Genomic DNA, 17,413 nt, shown 5'->3' with positions numbered 1-17,413 from the left:
TTGTCGAGTCCTTTATGCACGCCGATGATGATGGCCCGCTGCAAACCCAGGCCACGGGCGAGACGGTCATGCGCTACCACTTGTGCTGGAAACACCGGGATCTGGATGGCGTCATGGCGCTTTATCACCCGGACATTCAGTACAACGATTTTTTCCAGAATCGAGTCATGGGTCTCGACGAACTGCGCCAGTACGTGCGTGACAGCATGCCGCGCAATCCGGACGAAGCGCTTGAACACTCGGATCGCATTCGCCTGGACGGCAACACCGCGTTTATCCAGTACCAAATGACGTTGCGCGGCAGCGAGGGACTGGTGTCGTTCCGTTCCAGCGAGGCAATCACGGTGAGGGACGGTTTGATCTGGCGCGTCAACGAATACGCCTCGCTGGTGCGCGAACTGTCGCAAAGCCATGCGGCGGCGAACTTGCGTCCGGCGGCCAGTCGCCTTGGGCTTTCACCGCGCCAGTTGAGTTTCATGGCGCAAGACCTGCAACAGTATTTCGAGCGACAACAGCCTTATCTGGACCCCGAACTCGACCTGCAGCGGGTGGCGAAGGAATGCGGCTACAGCCGTAATCAGATTTCCTACCTGCTGAATCAGGTGCTGGGGCAGAGCTTCTACCGCTACGTTAACCGGGCAAGACTGCAACATTTGCTCAGCGCACTGGATGCCGCCACGCCCCCCGTGCGCGTCGATGAACTGGCGTTTGCCGCCGGCTTCAATTCGTTATCGGCGTTCTACAGCTGTTTCCGCCAGCACACCGGCTTGTCACCCAAGGCCTACGCCAAACAAATTTCTTTGCGTGCACGCGCGCAAGACAGTCCCTGAGCCCACGCACTAGGATCGACGCCATCGAAGTTTGAGTGGCGGAGTCTGGCATGTCGGCGTGGCGCACAATCAGTTTGTGGATGGATCAACTCGACGAGCCGTTGCTGGCACGTCCCGCGCTGGAGCGCGATCTGGACGTCGACGTGGCGATCATCGGTGCCGGCTACACCGGTCTCTGGACCGCGTATTACCTCAAGCGCCTGGCGCCCAGCCTGGAGATTGCCATTGTCGAAGCGCAGACCGCCGGTTTTGGCGCTTCGGGCCGTAACGGTGGCTGGCTGATGGGTAACCTGCTGGGCGAAGACCGCCTGCTGGCCGAGTCACCCGCCGAACAGCGCCGCGCGTCTTTCAACTTGCTGCACAACATTCCGGATGAGGTCGAAATTGTCATCGAACGTGAAGGCATCGACTGTGATTATCTGAAAGGTGGGGTGCTGTACTGTGCGGCCCGTTATCCCGAGCAGGAAGTCAGCCTGCGCCTCTATCTGGACAAGCTCTACAGCCAGGGCCTGACGGAAAGCGACTATCGCTGGCTCAGTCCCGAGCAACTGGCGCAACAGATCAGAGTTGCCAAGCCTTATGGCGGTATCTATGCACCGCACGTTGCGACCATTCACCCGGCAAAGTTGGTGCGAGGACTGGCCAGAACGGTGGAGCGCATGGGCGTCAAGATTTATGAAAACAGCGCGGTCACCCAATGGCAATCGGGGTCGTTGCGTACAGACAAGGCGCAGGTCCGCAGTCGCTGGATCGTCCCCGCCGTAGAAGGGTACGCAACGACGTTGCCGCCACTGGGCCGCTATCAGCTACCGGTGCAAAGCCTGATGGTGGCCACTGAGCCATTGTCCGCCGCGACCTGGGACGAAATCGGTCTCAGCCGCGGCCAGGCGTTCAGCGAAAGCAGCCGTCAGGTCACTTACGGCCAGCGCACGGCGGACAACCGATTGGTGTTCGGCGCCCGTGGCGGTTATCAGTTTGCCGGCAAGCTGCGGCATGACTTCAACCTGACCACCCATGAGGTGGATCTGCGGCGCTACCTGTTCAGCGAGCTCTTCCCGCAGCTCAAGAACGTGCGGATCACCCATGCGTGGGGCGGCAACCTGGGCATGTCCCGACACTTCAAGCCGCACATGCTCTGCGATCACGCCAGCGGCATTGCCTTGTCTGGCGGTTATGGCGGGGAGGGCGTTGGTGCCAGCAACCTGGGCGGCAGAACGCTGGCCGATCTGATTCTGCAGCGTGATACCGAATTTGTCCGCCAGCCGTGGGTCGTGCCACAAGGACGTCTCGAGACGCTCAGGACCTGGGAGCCGGAACCCTGCCGCTGGCTGGGCTACAACGCGATCATCCGCAGCTTCGTCCACGAAGACCAGACCCTGGCCAACCCGGCCACTGCCCCGTGGCGGCGCAAGCTGGCCAGCAAGGTGGCGGGGTTCATGGAAGGTTTCATGCAGTAAACGGCGTTTTCTCAAACCACAGGTAATCCCATGAGCATCACGCAATTCAAAAACACCGCAACCTTGAAACTGCAAGAGTCGAACCCGGTCGCCGTGCCATTGGGAACGCCCGTGGCAGTGGCTTCGACCACGAGCGTCGAGCGCGACGATGGCGTCGAAACCGGCGTCTGGGAATGTACGCCCGGGCGCTGGCGGCGGCAGATCGTTGCCCAGGAATTCTGTCACTTCATTCAAGGCCGCTGCACCTTTACCCCGGACGGCGGTGAAACCCTGCACATAGAAGCTGGTGACGCACTGATGTTGCCAGCCAACAGCCTCGGCATCTGGGATATCCAGGAAACCGTGCGCAAGACCTACGTTTTGATTTTTTGATTTTTTGATTTTTTGATTTTTGATCCTTTGATTACCTGCCAATAGCGCTCCAACAAAAACAAACAGCCCATACAGGAATCGACTCATGATCCGAAAGACACTGACTCTGGCCCCCCTTGCGCTCGTTGCGTCCCTCAGCCATGCGGCCGACACCGTCAAGATTTACAACTGGTCCGACTACATTGCCCCCGACACCACTAAAAACTTCCAGAAAGAAACCGGCATTGCCTTCAGCTACGACGTCTACGACAGCAATGAAACCCTCGACGGCAAGTTGATGACCGGTAAATCCGGGTATGACGTGGTGTTCCCGTCCAACCACTTCATGGCCCGGCAGATTCAGGGTGGCGCGTTGAAGAAACTCGACAAGAGTCAGTTGCCGAACTGGAAAAATCTTAACCCGGTATTGCTCGCCGCGTTGCAAACCAACGACCCCGGTAACGAACATGGCTTCCCGTACCTGTGGGGCAGCACGGGCATCGGCTACAACATTGCCAAGGTCAAAGCCGTATTGGGTGATAACGCGCCGGTGGATTCCTGGGATCTGATTTTCAAACCCGAGAACATGGCCAAGCTGCAAAAGTGTGGCGTGGCGATCCTCGACAACGGCCCGGAACTGCTGCCGGCCGCGCTGAATTACCTGGGGCTGCCGCATCACAGCAAAAAACCGGAAGATTACAAAAAGGCTGAAGCGTTGCTGATGAAGGTTCGGCCGTATGTCAGCTATTTCCACTCATCCAAATACACCAGCGACCTGGCCAATGGCGACATCTGCGTGGCCGTCGGCTTCTCTGGCGACATCCTGCAAGCCGAGAACCGTGCCAAAGAAGCCAAGAACGGCGTGGACATCGGCTACTCGATTCCCAAGGAAGGGGCCGCGATCTGGTTCGACATGGTCGCCATGCCCGCCGATGCCCCGGACGACAAGGCCGGCTATGCCTTCATGAATTACCTGCTACGCCCCAACGTCATGGCCGACATCAGCAATTACGTGCACTACGCCAACGGCAATGAACAGGCCGACAGCCTGATCGACCCTGCCATCAAGAACGACACCAAGGTTTATCCAAGTCCGGAAATGATGGGCAAGCTGTTCGCGCTGGAGGCGATGCCGCTGAACATCGATCGAATTCGCACGCGGGTGTGGAACAAGATTCGTACGGGCAGCTAAGGGCGGCAGGCTGACAACGCTGTGGATTCCTTGCCTCCTTTCAATGGTCAGGAGGCAATGGAATGCCTTACTACTCGAATGCTGGTCGCCTGCGTATTGGCCGTTTCCAGAATCCCTATCAAATATAAATAAACTGATATCAATTCACTGGCACTGATACTAATAAGTCCGAAAAAACCGAGACGCCTTAGTCATAAAGCAACTTAGGTCTATTTAATATTTAAATACGTAATTGTCAGACAATCTCCCCGAAGCCCCCTGTTTACAAGATTATTTCGACAGCGCACGCATTGTTTCCGGGTACTTGCTGGAACAACACAATTTGACGTCAAAAAAACAGTAGACGTTTGATTTCGAATTGTGTCAGTTTTCTTTCGCCTTCATTGGGCGAGTGATAGGACGATCTCGCCAGAGATTGTCGCTATCTGAAAAAAACTGTTCCATTGCTAAACAAGGAAGTGTGTTTATGTCTAATGTAAAAGACAACGCTGTCGGTCTTGCCGAACAGGCCTTTTCACCATTGGCTGCACCGAGTTCGGCTTACAGTCAGATCAACAGTTTCAGCCATCAGTATGACCGGGGTGGCAATCTCACGGTCAATGGCAAACCCTCCTATTCCGTCGACCAGGCAGCGACCCAATTGCTGCGCGATGGCGCTGCCTACCAGGATAAGGATGGCAGCGGCAAAATCGAACTGACCTACACGTTCCTGACCTCGGCATCGTCGAGCACCATGAGCAAGCACGGTATTACCGGCTTCAGTCAGTTCAGCTCGCAACAAAAAGCCCAGGCGGTGCTCGCCATGCAATCCTGGTCTGACGTTGCAAATGTCACCTTCGCCGAAAAGGCCACAGGCGGCGACGGTCACATGACCTTCGGCAATTACAGCGGTGGTCAGGACGGCGCAGCGGCGTTTGCCTATCTGCCTGGCACGGGTGCAGGTTACGACGGTTCATCGTGGTACCTGACTAACAGCAGCTACACGCCGAACAAGACCCCCGACCTGAACAATTACGGGCGTCAAACCCTGACTCACGAAATCGGTCACACCCTGGGCCTGGCCCATCCCGGCGACTACAACGCTGGTGAAGGTGCGCCGACCTACAATGACGCCTCCTATGGGCAAGACACCCGCGGCTACAGCGTCATGAGCTACTGGAGTGAAAGCAATACCAGCCAGAACTTCAGCAAGGGCGGTGTCGAAGCCTATTCGTCCGGGCCGTTGATGGACGACATTGCCGCGATCCAGAAACTCTACGGTGCCAACACCACCACCCGCACCGGTGACACCACCTACGGCTTCAACTCCAACGCCGGTCGCGACTTCCTGAGTGCGTCTTCGTCGTCGGACAAGGTGGTGTTCTCGGTGTGGGATGCGGGTGGCAAAGACACGCTGGATTTCTCCGGTTTCACCCAGAACCAGAAGATCAACCTCAATGAAGCCTCGTTCTCCGACGTGGGCGGCCTGGTGGGCAACGTGTCCATTGCCAAGGGCGCAATCATCGAGAACGCGATTGGCGGTTCGGGCAACGACCTGCTGATCGGTAACGGCGTGTCCAACGAGCTGAAGGGCGGTGCCGGCAACGACATACTCTACGGCGCGGGCGGTGCGGACAAGCTGTGGGGCGGTGCTGGGTCGGACACCTTTGTGTTCGCGGCCAGCAGCGATTCAAGACCAGGGGCTTCCGACCAGATCCTCGACTTTGTCAGCGGCCTGGACAAGATCGACCTGACCGGCATCACCAATGGCGCCGGCCTGCATTTTGTGAATTCGTTCACCGGTGCGGCGGGCGATGCGGTGTTGACCTCCTCGGGTGGTAACAGCCTGTTGTCGGTGGACTTCTCCGGACACGGCGTGGCTGATTTCCTGGTCAGCACCGTTGGCCAGGCGGCGTTCTCGGACATCGCGGCGTAATGTGAGGCAAAAGGAGGGTGGCGCCGATGCGCTGCCCTCTGCGCAACAAACCTGCAAGCCGGAGTACAACAACCTATGGCTGACAAGGCCTTGATCCGTCGAACAACCGCGTGGCTTCTGGCGACGTTCATGATTTTTATTGGAGAGACCGCCATGGCAAGTAGCTTGAAATTGACAGATCCCTCGGAATTGGCTGGCAAATGGCAGGCAACCTTGAGTGCCAGGGATAACTCCTCAGAGTCCCTGGTTTTGCAGGACGAACAGTCCAAGGTGTGCATCATCGACTTCCAGTTGCAGCAGACACTGGGTGACGGTGCAGAGTGTTTAAGCGCATGGCTGGCGGGTGAAAAAGCGATCGGTTGGTTCACTGAGCCGGACGGTATTGCGATTACCGGTAACGAAGGTTCAAAGATTCTGTTTCTCAGCCGCCAGCGTGACGGCTCTTATACAGCCATATTGAAATCTGCTCTGGTCATAACACTTGTGCGTCAGGCGCAGTAATAAACAGACAGCGGTCATTATGTGATAAGCCCTAAACCAGATTAAAAGTTGTTATTGGTTTGTAAGCGCTAGTGCGTCAAACCTATAGCCGCCTCTGCACGAACAGTTACTGGAAACTTCGTCAGGTATGACGGGGAATAACACCTCAGGAAGAACCCATGAAGATGGCAAAGAGCCCAGCCACCGCACCACTATTAAAAGCCTTGGGCGACTACAAGAGCATCCTGATCAGCGTAGGGTGTTTCACCGCGTTAATTAACGTGTTGATGCTGGTTCCGTCGATTTACATGCTCCAGGTCTATGACCGCGTGCTGTCTTCGCAAAACGAAACGACCCTGGCCATGTTGTCGCTGATGGTGGTCGGGTTCTTCGTCTTCATCGGTTTGCTGGAGATCGTGCGCAGCTTCATCGTTATTCGCATTGGCAGCCAGTTGGAGCGGCGCTTCAATTTACGGGTGTATCAGGCCGCGTTCGAACGCAACCTGTTCAAAGGCGAAGGCAACGCCGGGCAATCCCTCGGGGACCTGACCCACATTCGCCAATTCGTCACCGGCCCTGCGCTGTTCGCGTTCTTCGACGCGCCGTGGTTTCCGGTGTACCTGTTCGTTATTTTCCTGTTCAACGTCTGGCTCGGCGTCTTGGCCACTGCGGGCGCGGTGTTGCTGATCGGCCTGGCATGCCTCAACGAGGCGATGACCAAAAAGCCGCTGGGGGAGGCGGCGGCGTTTTCCCAGAAGTCGAGCCAACTGGCGACCAGCCACCTGCACAATGCCGAAACCATTCAGGCGATGGGCATGCTCGGGGTGTTGCGCAAGCGTTGGTTCCAGGTGCACTCGCGCTTCCTCGGTCTGCAGAATCAGGCCAGCGACACCGGCGCTGTCATCAGTTCCCTGAGCAAAACCTTGCGCCTGTGCCTGCAATCCCTGGTGCTGGGCCTGGGGGCGTTGTTGGTCATCAAGGGCGACATGACCGCCGGGATGATGATCGCCGGGTCCATTCTGATGGGCCGCGTCCTCAGTCCAATCGATCAGTTGATTGCAGTCTGGAAACAATGGAGCGGCGCCAAGCTCGCTTACCGTCGTCTTGATGCGTTGCTGCAAGCTTTTCCGCCGAGTGACGAGGCAATGGCCCTGCCGGCACCGAAGGGGCAGATCAGCTTCGAACAGGTCAGTGCCGGTCCACCGGGGCGGCGCGGCGCGACCTTGCACATGGTCAATTTCAGCCTGGGTGCCGGTGAAGTCATGGGCGTGCTCGGCGCCTCCGGCTCCGGTAAATCGACTTTGGCGCGGGTGCTGGTCGGCGTCTGGCCAACCCTGGGCGGCACCGTACGGCTCGACGGCGCCGACATTCATCGCTGGAACCGCGACGACCTCGGCCCGTACATCGGCTACTTGCCGCAGGACATCGAATTGTTCAGCGGCAGCATCGCCGAAAACATCGCCCGGTTTCGTGAGGCCGATCCGCAAAAAGTCGTCGAGGCCGCGCAACAGGCGGGCGTGCATGAACTGATCCTGCGCATGCCGCAAGGCTACGACACGGTGCTGGGCGAGGACGGCAGCGGTCTGTCCGGCGGTCAGAAACAGCGGGTGGCCTTGGCGCGTGCGCTGTACGGCAATCCGAGCCTGGTGGTGCTCGATGAGCCCAATTCCAATCTCGATACCGTGGGTGAAGCCGCCCTGGCTGGCGCCATCGCGCACATGAAAGCTCGGGGCACCAGCGTGATTCTGGTGACACATCGTTCTTCGGCATTGGCCCAGGCCGACAAATTGCTGGTGCTCAACGAAGGCCGTTTGCAGGCCTTCGGCCCTAGCCAAGAGGTGCTCAAGGCACTCTCCGGTGCTCAGGAACAGCAACGTGAAAAAACTGCGCAAGCACCGGGCGGGCTCAACATGAGTCGCCAGTATCAGCCCACGACAAGGAATTCGGGTGTATGAGCAGCGCACGCATGAACACTGAAAACGAAGCGACGATGGAACACGATTACATCGCCGCACGCCCCGAGCGCGATGCGCGTTTCTTCGCTCGCATGGGCTGGGTCCTGGCCATCGTCGGCGCCGGCAGTTTCTTCACCTGGGCCAGTCTAGCGCCGCTCGATCAAGGCATTCCGGTGCAAGGCACGGTGGTGGTGTCGGGCAAGCGCAAGGCCGTGCAATCGATGAGCAGCGGCGTCGTCAGCCGGATTCTGGTGCGCGAAGGCCAAGTGGTGAAGCTCGGCCAGCCGCTGTTCCAGCTAGACCAGACCCAGGTCGCGGCCGACGTGCAATCGTTGCAGGCGCAATACCGCATGGCCTGGGCCAGCCTGGCGCGCTGGCAGAGCGAACGCGACAACCTCAAGCAAGTGAATTTTCCCGCTGAACTGAGCAACGATCCCGATCCACGCCTCGCGTTGGTCCTCGAAGGCCAGCGGCAATTGTTCAGCAGCCGCCGTGAAGCATTTTCCCGCGAGCAGGCAGCCTTGCGCGCCAGCATCGAAGGTGCCGGCGCGCAACTGGCCGGCATGCGCCGCGCACGCACGGACCTGACGGCACAGGCCAGTTCACTGCAAAAACAGTTGAGCAATCTGCAGCCCCTGGCGGACAACGGCTACATCCCGAGTAACCGGTTGATGGAGTATCAGCGTCAGCTGTCGCAAGTTCAGCAGCAATTGGCGGAAAACACCGGCGAAAGCGGGCGGGTGGAGCAGGGCATCATTGAATCGCGCCTGAAGCTGCAACAGCACATTGAGGAGTACCAGAAAGAAGTCCGCACCCAGTTGGCCGACGCGCAACTCAAAAGCGTGACGCTGGAAGAACAACTGACTTCCGCCGGCTTCGATTTGCAACACAGCGAGATCATCGCCACCGCCGACGGCATCGCGGTCAACCTTGGGGTGCACACCGAAGGCGCGGTGGTGCGTCAGGGTGAAACCTTGCTGGAGATCGTGCCCCAAGGCACGCGGCTGGAAGTGGAAGGGCACCTGCCGATCAATTTGATCGACAAGGTTGGCACCCACTTGCCGGTGGACATCCTGTTCACCGCGTTCAACCAGAGCCGTACACCGCGGGTCCCAGGCGAGGTCAGCCTGATCTCCGCCGACCAGATGGTCGACGAGAAAACCGGTGCGCCGTACTACGTGCTGCGCAGCAGCGTCAGCGATCAGGCGATGGGAAAACTCCACGGCCTGGTGATCAAGCCCGGCATGCCGGCGGAAATGTTCGTGCGCACCGGTGAACGTTCACTCCTCAACTATCTGTTCAAACCGCTGCTCGACCGGGCAGGCTCCGCGTTGACCGAGGAATAAGGATGTTCGGCTGTATGAATAAGCTTTCCATGCTCGCGGCAACCCTGGCGTTGCTGACGTGCGACAGCGTGATGGCCATGGGGCCGTTCGATATCTACGAGCAAGCGTTGCGCAATGATCCGGTGTTCCTCGGCGCGATCAAGGCGCGCGATGCCGGCCTTGAGAACCGCATCATCGGCCGGGCCGGCTTGTTGCCAAAATTGGGTTACAACTACAACAAGGGCCGCAATACGTCCAAGGTCACCTATCTCAACGAGCGCGGGCAAAACCAGAGCGATGACCGCAACTACAACAGTTACGGCTCGACCTTGACCCTGCAACAACCCTTGATCGATTACGAGGCCTACGCGGCGTATCGCAAAGGTGTGGCGCAATCGTTGTTTGCCGATGAAGCGTTTCGTGGCAAGAGTCAGGAGCTGCTGGTGCGCGTCCTGGAAAACTACACCAAGGCGCTGTTCGCCCAGGATCAGATCGACATTGCCCTGGCCAAGAAAAAGGCCTTCGAGCAGCAGTTCCAGCAGAACGAGCAAATGTTCCGCCAGGGCGAGGGCACGCGCACTGACATTCTTGAAGCCGAGTCCCGTTACGAGCTGGCAACCGCCGAGGAAATCGAGGCGCGCAACGAACAGGACGCGTCCTTGCGTGAACTGGGCGCGCTGATTGGCGTGCAGGCCATCGACATCACCGACCTGGCCCCGCTGGCCCAGAACTTCCAGACGTTCAGCCTGCAACCGGCCAATTACGACACCTGGCACGAGATGGCCGTGGCCAACAACCCGAACCTGGCCTCACAGCGCCAGGCGGTGGAAGTGGCGCGTTATGAAGTCGAACGCAACCGCGCCGGGCACTTGCCTAAAGTCAGTGCCTACGCCTCGGTGCGCCAGAACGAATCGGAAAGCGGCAACACTTACAACCAGCGCTATGACACCAACACCATCGGCATCGAAGTCAATGTGCCGCTGTATGCCGGCGGCGGGGTGTCGGCGTCGACCCGTCAGGCCAGCCGCACCATGGAACAGGCCGAATACGAACTGGATGGCAAAACCCGGGAAACGTTGATCGAGCTGCGCCGCCAGTTCAGTGCCTGCCTGTCGGGTGTGAACAAACTGCGCGCCTATCAAAAAGCCCTGACGTCCGCCGAGGCGCTGGTGGTCTCGACCAAACAAAGCATTTTGGGCGGTGAGCGGGTCAACCTCGATGCGCTGAACGCCGAACAACAACTGTTTACCACTCGCCGGGATTTGGCCCAGGCAAGGTATGACTACCTGATGGCGTGGACCAAGTTGCATTACTACGCCGGCACCTTGAGCGAACAGGATCTCGCCAAGGTGGACGAGGCGTTCGGACAGGGCCCGAAGACTCGATAGCGATTTGGGGCGAGGCTCGATCGCATCACATTTGGGTAAAGGCTACAGGCACTGAATGCTCCGGGGCGCTTTGTGAAGGAAGCGTCCTGGTTGTGAGCTATCTCTGACAATTCCAACAAAAAGAGAGGCAATACCAATGGGTGTGTACGACTACAAGAACTTCGGCACGGCAGATTCCAAAGCGTTATTCACTGACGCGATGGCGATCACGCTGTATTCCTACCACAACCTCGACAACGGCTTTGCCACTGGTTACCAGCACAACGGCTTTGGTCTTGGGTTGCCGGCGACACTGGTCACTGCGTTGCTGGGCGGCACCGATTCCCAAGGGGTCATTCCCGGCATTCCATGGAACCCCGACTCGGAAAAAGCCGCACTGGATGCCGTACAGAAAGCCGGCTGGACGCCGATCTCCGCCTCGCAACTGGGCTATGACGGCAAGGTCGATGCGCGCGGAACGTTCTTCGGTGAGAAAGCCGGTTACACCAGTGCGCAGGTGGAGATCCTCGGCAAGTACGATGCGCAGGGGCATCTCACTGAAATCGGCATCGCCTTTCGTGGCACCAGCGGTCCCAGGGAAACCTTGATCAGCGACTCCATCGGTGACGTGATCAACGATCTGCTGGCGGCGTTGGGTCCCAAGGATTATGCGAAAAACTACGTTGGCGAAGCCTTCGGCAATTTGTTGGGCGATGTCGCGGCGTTTGCCCAGGCCAATGGCCTGTCGGGCAAAAACATCCTGGTCAGTGGCCACAGCCTTGGCGGGTTGGCGGTCAACAGCCTGGCGGACTTGAGCGGCGGCAAGTGGGGAGGGTTCTACCAGGACTCCAATTACATCGCCTACGCGTCGCCCACCCAGAGCAGCACCGACAAAGTGCTCAACGTCGGTTACGAAAACGATCCGGTGTTTCGTGCCCTCGACGGTTCGTCCTTTAACCTGTCGTCGGTGGGTGTGCACGATGCCCCCAAGGATTCGACGACCGATAACATCGTCAGCTTCAATGACCACTACGCCTCGACGGCGTGGAATGTGCTGCCGTTCTCCATCCTCAACATTCCTACGTGGATCTCGCACCTGCCCACCGCCTATGGCGACGGCATGAATCGGGTCATCGAATCGTCGTTCTACGACCTCACCGGCAAAGACTCGACGATCATTGTCGCCAACCTCTCGGCCCCCGCGCGCGCCACGACCTGGGTGCAGGACCTGAATCGCAACGCAGAAACCCACAAGGGCAGCACCTTCATCATCGGCAGTGACGGCAATGACCTGATTCAGGGCGGCAAGGGCAATGACTATCTGGAGGGCCGTGACGGCAACGACACCTTCCGCGATGCGGGCGGCTACAACATCCTGCTCGGTGGCAAGGGCAACAACGTGCTGGACTTGCAGCAGTCGGTTAAAGGGTTTGAGTTTGCCAACGACGGCGCCGGCAACCTGTACGTGCGCGATGCCCATGGCGGCATCAGCATTACCCGCGACATTGGCAGCCTTGTCACCCAGGAATCGGGGGGCTTGTGGGGACTGCTCAAGGATGAGGTGACCCACAGCGTGACGGCCAGCGGGCTGGTGGCGGGTAATAACCTGACGCAGTACGCGTCCTCGGTGAAGGGGGGCACGGGTGCCGATACGCTCAAGGCCCAGGCGACGGGCGACTGGTTGTTTGGCCTGGACGGTAACGATCATCTGATCGGCGGCAAGGGCAATGATGTACTGGTGGGCGGGGCGGGGAACGACCTGATGGAGTCGGGCGGCGGGGTCGATACGTTCCTGTTCAGCGGCGCGTTCGGTCAGGATCGGGTGCTGGGCTATCAAGCCAACGACAAGCTGGTGTTTCTCGGGGTGCAGGGCGTGACGCCCAGCGATGACTATCGCGCACATGCCACGGCAGTGGGCCACGATACGGTGCTGACGTTTGGTGCTGATTCGGTGACGCTGGTCGGGGTTGGACTGGACAGTTTGTCCGGCTCAGGGATTGTGATTGCCTGATAGTTCTGTGGCGCCGGTAGGGGCCTCATCGCGGGCAAGCCCGCTCCCACAGGTTGCAAGTCGAATGCATAACTGTGGGAGCGAGCCTGCTCGCGATGAACGATAACGCCGTCCTCAATCTTCCTTGCGAACCGTCGCTACGTCGTTGGCATTGACCCTCACTTTCGCGCCGGAAATATCCTCGAACTCGTAAAAGCCGTCCTTGGACTTGGTTTTCGGCATGTCCTTGGTCAAATACTGGGTGCCGTTCTGCAAGGTCACGACCGTGGGTGTAGAGCAACCGGCCAGCGCCAGAAAAGCTACCGCGGCCAGTGGCAAACTCAGAATCCTGATATTCATAAACACCTCTAACAATGCAAAAAAAAATCGTCTATGTCGGTTGGTGCCGTGGAACAAAGGAAAGTTCGATAACCAGCGCAAATTGCCAAATAGCGCCGCCGCTTATCCCTTTCCGTTTGCACCGGGTACGCCTTGGCTGGTATCTGTACGCATAACCAGTACTCACTTTCCAATGGCGCTGTTTTTCTGTGACTGAAAATCCGCTCGACGATCCGTTCTATTACTTGAACAACTTCATGCAAGTGCTTGATTGGCTTGAACACCGCTATGGCGATGTGCTCAGCGTCGAGGAGCAGGCCTTCGTCCAGGATTTCCGCCGACAACCCCGCGAGTCCCGCGCACTGCTGGTCAGGATGGTGATGCGCAAGGGCGTGCATTTCAGGGCCGGCAAACTGAACTACCTGGAAATTGGTGACATTGCCCGTGCTGCCGAGCCGTTGTTGGCGGCAGGCTGGATCGACGAACACTCGCCCTTGCCGATCGCGGAGCTGTTCGAGGTGCTGCTCAAGGCGGAAATTCTCCAGTGCTTTGGCACGCTCATCGAACAGCCCAAAGGCAAGAAGTCCGATTGGCTACCGCCGTTGAGCGAACAGTTATGCGATGCCCGAAGCTTCAACCAATGGTGCCCGCAAGTCGATGACCGACTGTTTACCTTGACCATCATGGGCCTGTGTGACCGATTGCGGTTGATGTTTTTCGGCAATCTTTATCAGGACTGGTCGGAGTTCGTGCTGGCCGACCTCGGCATTTTTACCTATGAAAAAGTCGAGTTCTGCGCCGAGTCCCGGGGCCTGCGCTGCCGTGAAGACGTGGACGCCTGCGTATTCCTGCACCAATGCCAGCAACGGTTCGAGGCGGGTGAGGCGGTGGCGGACATCGTCGAGCAAGTCAACGCGCTGGAACTCAGCAACCCGTGGCTGCAACGACGCCGGGGCAAGCTGTTGTTCCAGATCGGCCAGCACTGCGAACGCCTGGCGGATTTCTCCACCGCGCTGACCATTTACCGCGACTGCGCCTATCCTGGCGCACGGGTCCGGCTGATTCGAGTGTTGGAGCGCTGTGGTGAGTATCAACTGGCCATGGACTTGGCGACTGACGCAGAACAAACGCCTGAAAGCGCGGCCGAGCATCAACATCTGTTGCGCGTGCTGCCCAGGCTTCGGCGCAAACTGGGCGGTCCGGCGATGAAACGGCCAGCGCCTCGGGACATGCAGCGCCTGGACCTGCAATTGCCCAGAATCGATCCAGCGCTGTCGGTGGAATATTACGTGCAGGCCCATCTGGCGCAGGATTTGGCGCCAGTGCATTACGTCGAAAACAGCCTGATCAACTCGCTGTTCGGACTGCTGTGCTGGCCGGCGATCTTTGCCCCGTTGCCAGGCGCTTTTTTTCACCCGTTCCAGCGCGGGCCGGTCGATCTGCTCAACGAGGACTTCCATGCGCGTCGGGCCGGGTTGTTTGAGGCGTGTCTCGCCGAACTCGATGACGGGCGCTACGTACAAACCTTGCGTGAGCGCTATGTCGCCAAGTGGGGCGTGCAGTCGCCGTTCGTGTTCTGGGGCGCGTTGAGCCAGGAACTGCTGGACCAGGCCCTCGATTGCCTGCCGCCCGAGCACCTCAAGCACTGGTTCAATCGGCTGTTGCTGGACATCAAGGCCAACCGCGCCGGCATGCCGGACCTGATCCAGTTCTGGCCGCAAGACAAGACCTACCGCATGATCGAAGTCAAAGGCCCCGGCGATCGCTTGCAAGACAACCAATTGCGCTGGCTGGAGTTCTGTCACGAACACCAGATGCCTATCGCCGTCTGTTACGTGCAATGGTCGGAGCAAAGCGCTTGAGCTACAGCATCGCGGTGCGGGCGTTGTGTGAATTCACCGCCAAGGTCGGCGACCTGGACCTGCGATTTACCCCGTCACCCACGGCGCTGGAAGGCATCGTCGGGCACCGTACCGTCGCTTCACGGCGCAGCGAGGGTTATCAAAGTGAAGTTGCCCTTGAAGGCCTGTACCGAACCTTGACGGTGAAGGGCAGGGCAGACGGTTACGACCCAGCGCAAAACTGCCTGGAAGAGGTCAAAACCTATCGCGGCGACCTGAGCAAACAGCCGGCCAACCACCGCCAGTTGCACTGGGCACAAGCGAAAATCTACGGCTGGCTGATGTGCCAGAAGCTGGAACTGGCCCGGATCAATCTGGCGCTGGTGTACTTCGACATCGTCAGTGAAAAGGAAACCTGCCTGGTCGAAGCCTTCAGCGCTGCGCAACTGCAGCAGTTTTTCGAACATCACTGCGGGTTGTTTCTGCACTGGGCCGAGCAGGAAATGGCCCATCGCGATGCGCGCAATCACGCGGCGCAGCAGTTGGCATTTCCCCATGCCAGCTTTCGTGCGGGGCAACGGCATCTGGCTGAGTCGGTGTTCAAGGCGGTCAGCACGGGACGCTGCCTGATGGCTCAGGCGCCGACCGGAATCGGCAAGACCCTGGGCACGCTGTTCCCGATGCTCAAGGCCCTGGCGCCGCAGCAACTGGACAAGGTGTTCTTTCTTACCGCGAAAACCCCGGGGCGCAAACTGGCGCTGGACGCCGCGCAAGTCATCCTTCAAAGCACCGCTGCGCCACCGTTGCGGGTATTGGAGATGATCGCCCGGGACAAAGCCTGCGAACATCCGGACAAAGCCTGTCACGGTGAGTCCTGTCCGTTGGCCCAGGGGTTTTATGATCGGTTGCCCGCCGCTCGCCAAGCTGCCAGCAAGCTGAGCCTGCTCGACCAGGCTGCCGTTCGCCAGGTTGCCCTGGCGCATGAGGTTTGTCCTTATTACCTGAGCCAGGAAATGGCCCGTTGGGCAGACGTGGTGGTCGCTGACTACAACTATTACTTCGATTTCAGCGCGCTGCTGTTCGGGTTGGCGCAGGCCAACAACTGGAAAGTCGCGGTGCTGGTGGATGAAGCCCACAACCTGGTCGAGCGCGGCCGGCAGATGTACAGCGCCAGTCTCGAACAGTCGACCCTCGATGGCGTGCGAAAAAACGCTCCAGAGGCGCTGAAAAAGTCGTTACAGCGGGTCAATCGAGAGTGGAATGCCCTGCACAACCTGCAAACGGCGCCGTATCAGGCGTACGACAAGGCACCGGAAAAACTGCTTCAGGCGTTGTCTTCATGCAGCGCGAGCATTGGCGATTATCTCAACGATCACCCCCAGGGCCTGGACAGCGCCTTGCAGGGTTTCTACTTCGACATGCTGCAGTTCTGCCGGGTGGCCGAACTCTTCGATGAACAGTTTCTGTTTGACATCAGCAAGCGTGACCTCGACCGCAAGCGTCACCTGTCCCGACTGTGCCTGCGCAACGTGGTGCCCGCCGGTTTCATTCGCCCACGCCTGACGGCCGCACGCAGCACGGTGATGTTCTCCGCCACCCTCAGCCCTCGGCATTACTACGCGGACCTGCTGGGAACCCCGACGAACACGGTGTGGATCGATGTTGAATCACCGTTCCATGCCGACCAGCTGAAAGTGCACATCGTCAGCCAGATATCGACCCGATACGTCCACCGCCAAGCGTCGCTCGAGCCGATTGTCGAGTTGATTGCACAGCAATTCACCCAACGCCCGGGCAACTATCTGGCATTTTTCAGCAGCTTTGATTATTTGCAGCAGGTGGCGCAGTTACTGGCCGAACGACACCCACAGATCACTCTGTGGTCGCAGTCCCGGGGCATGGCCGAAGATCAGCGTCAGGCTTTTCTCGATCAATTCACGGCGCACAGCCAGGGTGTCGGTTTTGCCGTGCTGGGCGGAGCCTTTGGCGAAGGCATCGACTTGCCCGGCGCACGCCTGATCGGCGCGTTCATCGCCACGCTGGGGCTGGCGCAACTCAATCCGGTCAACGAACAATTGAAGCACCGCATGGCCGCCATCTTCGGCGCCGGTTATGACTACACCTACCTGTTTCCAGGGGTACAGAAAGTGGTGCAGGCGGCGGGACGGGTGATCCGCACGCAACAGGATCAAGGTGTGGTGATGCTGATCGATGACCGGTTTGGCGAGAGTAAGGTCAGGCAGTTGCTGCCGCGTTGGTGGGCGGTTGAACAAGCGCCTTTTCACTCTATGGCGTAGGAATTTTTACTTTAAAAACAACGACATATCTTGAAAGACACGCGCATTTGAACAAACGCTGAAACAGGGCTTTA

General features: G+C 58.8%; 13 protein-coding genes. 12 read left to right on the top strand and 1 reads right to left on the bottom strand.

What is annotated here, in order from left to right:
* Positions 1-14 precede the first annotated feature (14 nt).
* From ACM6I0_RS11115 to ACM6I0_RS11070, 10 genes are all read left to right on the top strand, one after another.
* Positions 15-830 carry a helix-turn-helix domain-containing protein gene (locus tag ACM6I0_RS11115; RefSeq protein ID WP_414922256.1) on the top strand — a complete coding sequence of 272 codons (816 nt, stop codon included), beginning with the start codon at positions 15-17 and terminating at the stop codon, positions 828-830.
* A 50-nt stretch (positions 831-880) separates the two neighbouring features.
* Positions 881-2,287, top strand: coding sequence for an NAD(P)/FAD-dependent oxidoreductase (locus ACM6I0_RS11110; protein WP_414922255.1), 1,407 nt, complete (start codon positions 881-883; stop codon positions 2,285-2,287).
* Between the two features lie 30 nt (positions 2,288-2,317).
* Positions 2,318-2,659, top strand: a complete 342-nt coding sequence (locus tag ACM6I0_RS11105) for a cupin domain-containing protein (RefSeq protein ID WP_285429684.1) — start codon at positions 2,318-2,320, stop codon at positions 2,657-2,659.
* 85 nt (positions 2,660-2,744) lie between these two features.
* The gene (locus tag ACM6I0_RS11100) at positions 2,745-3,830 is read left to right on the top strand and encodes a polyamine ABC transporter substrate-binding protein (protein ID WP_414922254.1); all 1,086 of its coding nucleotides are present in this window, start codon (positions 2,745-2,747) and stop codon (positions 3,828-3,830) included.
* 466 nt (positions 3,831-4,296) lie between these two features.
* Positions 4,297-5,745 carry a serralysin family metalloprotease gene (locus tag ACM6I0_RS11095; protein WP_285429682.1) on the top strand — a complete coding sequence of 483 codons (1,449 nt, stop codon included), beginning with the start codon at positions 4,297-4,299 and terminating at the stop codon, positions 5,743-5,745.
* Between the two features lie 75 nt (positions 5,746-5,820).
* Positions 5,821-6,246 (top strand): AprI/Inh family metalloprotease inhibitor, encoded by a 426-nt coding sequence (locus tag ACM6I0_RS11090; protein ID WP_285429681.1) that lies wholly within the window; start codon positions 5,821-5,823, stop codon positions 6,244-6,246.
* A 158-nt stretch (positions 6,247-6,404) separates the two neighbouring features.
* Positions 6,405-8,180 (top strand): type I secretion system permease/ATPase, encoded by a 1,776-nt coding sequence (locus ACM6I0_RS11085; protein ID WP_414922253.1) that lies wholly within the window; start codon positions 6,405-6,407, stop codon positions 8,178-8,180.
* Positions 8,177-9,526, top strand: a complete 1,350-nt coding sequence (locus ACM6I0_RS11080) for an HlyD family type I secretion periplasmic adaptor subunit (protein WP_414922252.1) — start codon at positions 8,177-8,179, stop codon at positions 9,524-9,526. Before ACM6I0_RS11085 ends, ACM6I0_RS11080 begins: the two co-directional genes overlap by 4 nt.
* Before the next feature lie 2 nt (positions 9,527-9,528).
* Entirely contained in the window at positions 9,529-10,893 is a 1,365-nt protein-coding gene (locus ACM6I0_RS11075) for a TolC family outer membrane protein (RefSeq protein ID WP_414922251.1), read from the top strand.
* Positions 10,894-11,029: 136 nt separating this feature from the next.
* Complete coding sequence (locus ACM6I0_RS11070) at positions 11,030-12,883, top strand: polyurethanase (RefSeq protein WP_414922250.1); 1,854 nt, start codon at positions 11,030-11,032, stop codon at positions 12,881-12,883.
* Positions 12,884-12,997: 114 nt separating this feature from the next.
* Here ACM6I0_RS11070 and ACM6I0_RS11065 read toward each other — a convergent pair whose 3' ends face one another.
* Positions 12,998-13,222, bottom strand: a complete 225-nt coding sequence (locus ACM6I0_RS11065; protein WP_259157022.1) for a YgdI/YgdR family lipoprotein — start codon at positions 13,220-13,222, stop codon at positions 12,998-13,000.
* A 236-nt stretch (positions 13,223-13,458) separates the two neighbouring features.
* Between ACM6I0_RS11065 and ACM6I0_RS11060 the strand changes: the two genes are divergently transcribed.
* Both ACM6I0_RS11060 and ACM6I0_RS11055 read left to right on the top strand, forming a co-directional pair.
* Positions 13,459-15,063 (top strand): VRR-NUC domain-containing protein, encoded by a 1,605-nt coding sequence (locus tag ACM6I0_RS11060; RefSeq protein WP_285429892.1) that lies wholly within the window; start codon positions 13,459-13,461, stop codon positions 15,061-15,063.
* Positions 15,060-17,339: an ATP-dependent DNA helicase gene (locus tag ACM6I0_RS11055; RefSeq protein ID WP_285429673.1), complete on the top strand. Its 2,280-nt coding sequence runs from the start codon at positions 15,060-15,062 to the stop codon at positions 17,337-17,339. Before ACM6I0_RS11060 ends, ACM6I0_RS11055 begins: the two co-directional genes overlap by 4 nt.
* Positions 17,340-17,413: the final 74 nt, after the last annotated feature.

The sequence above is a fragment of the Pseudomonas sp. IT-P294 genome, assembly GCF_949767865.1.
Taxonomy (GTDB): domain Bacteria; phylum Pseudomonadota; class Gammaproteobacteria; order Pseudomonadales; family Pseudomonadaceae; genus Aquipseudomonas.
Note: the sequence above shows the minus strand (reverse complement) of the source record. Positions and strands in the feature narration are given on the sequence as shown.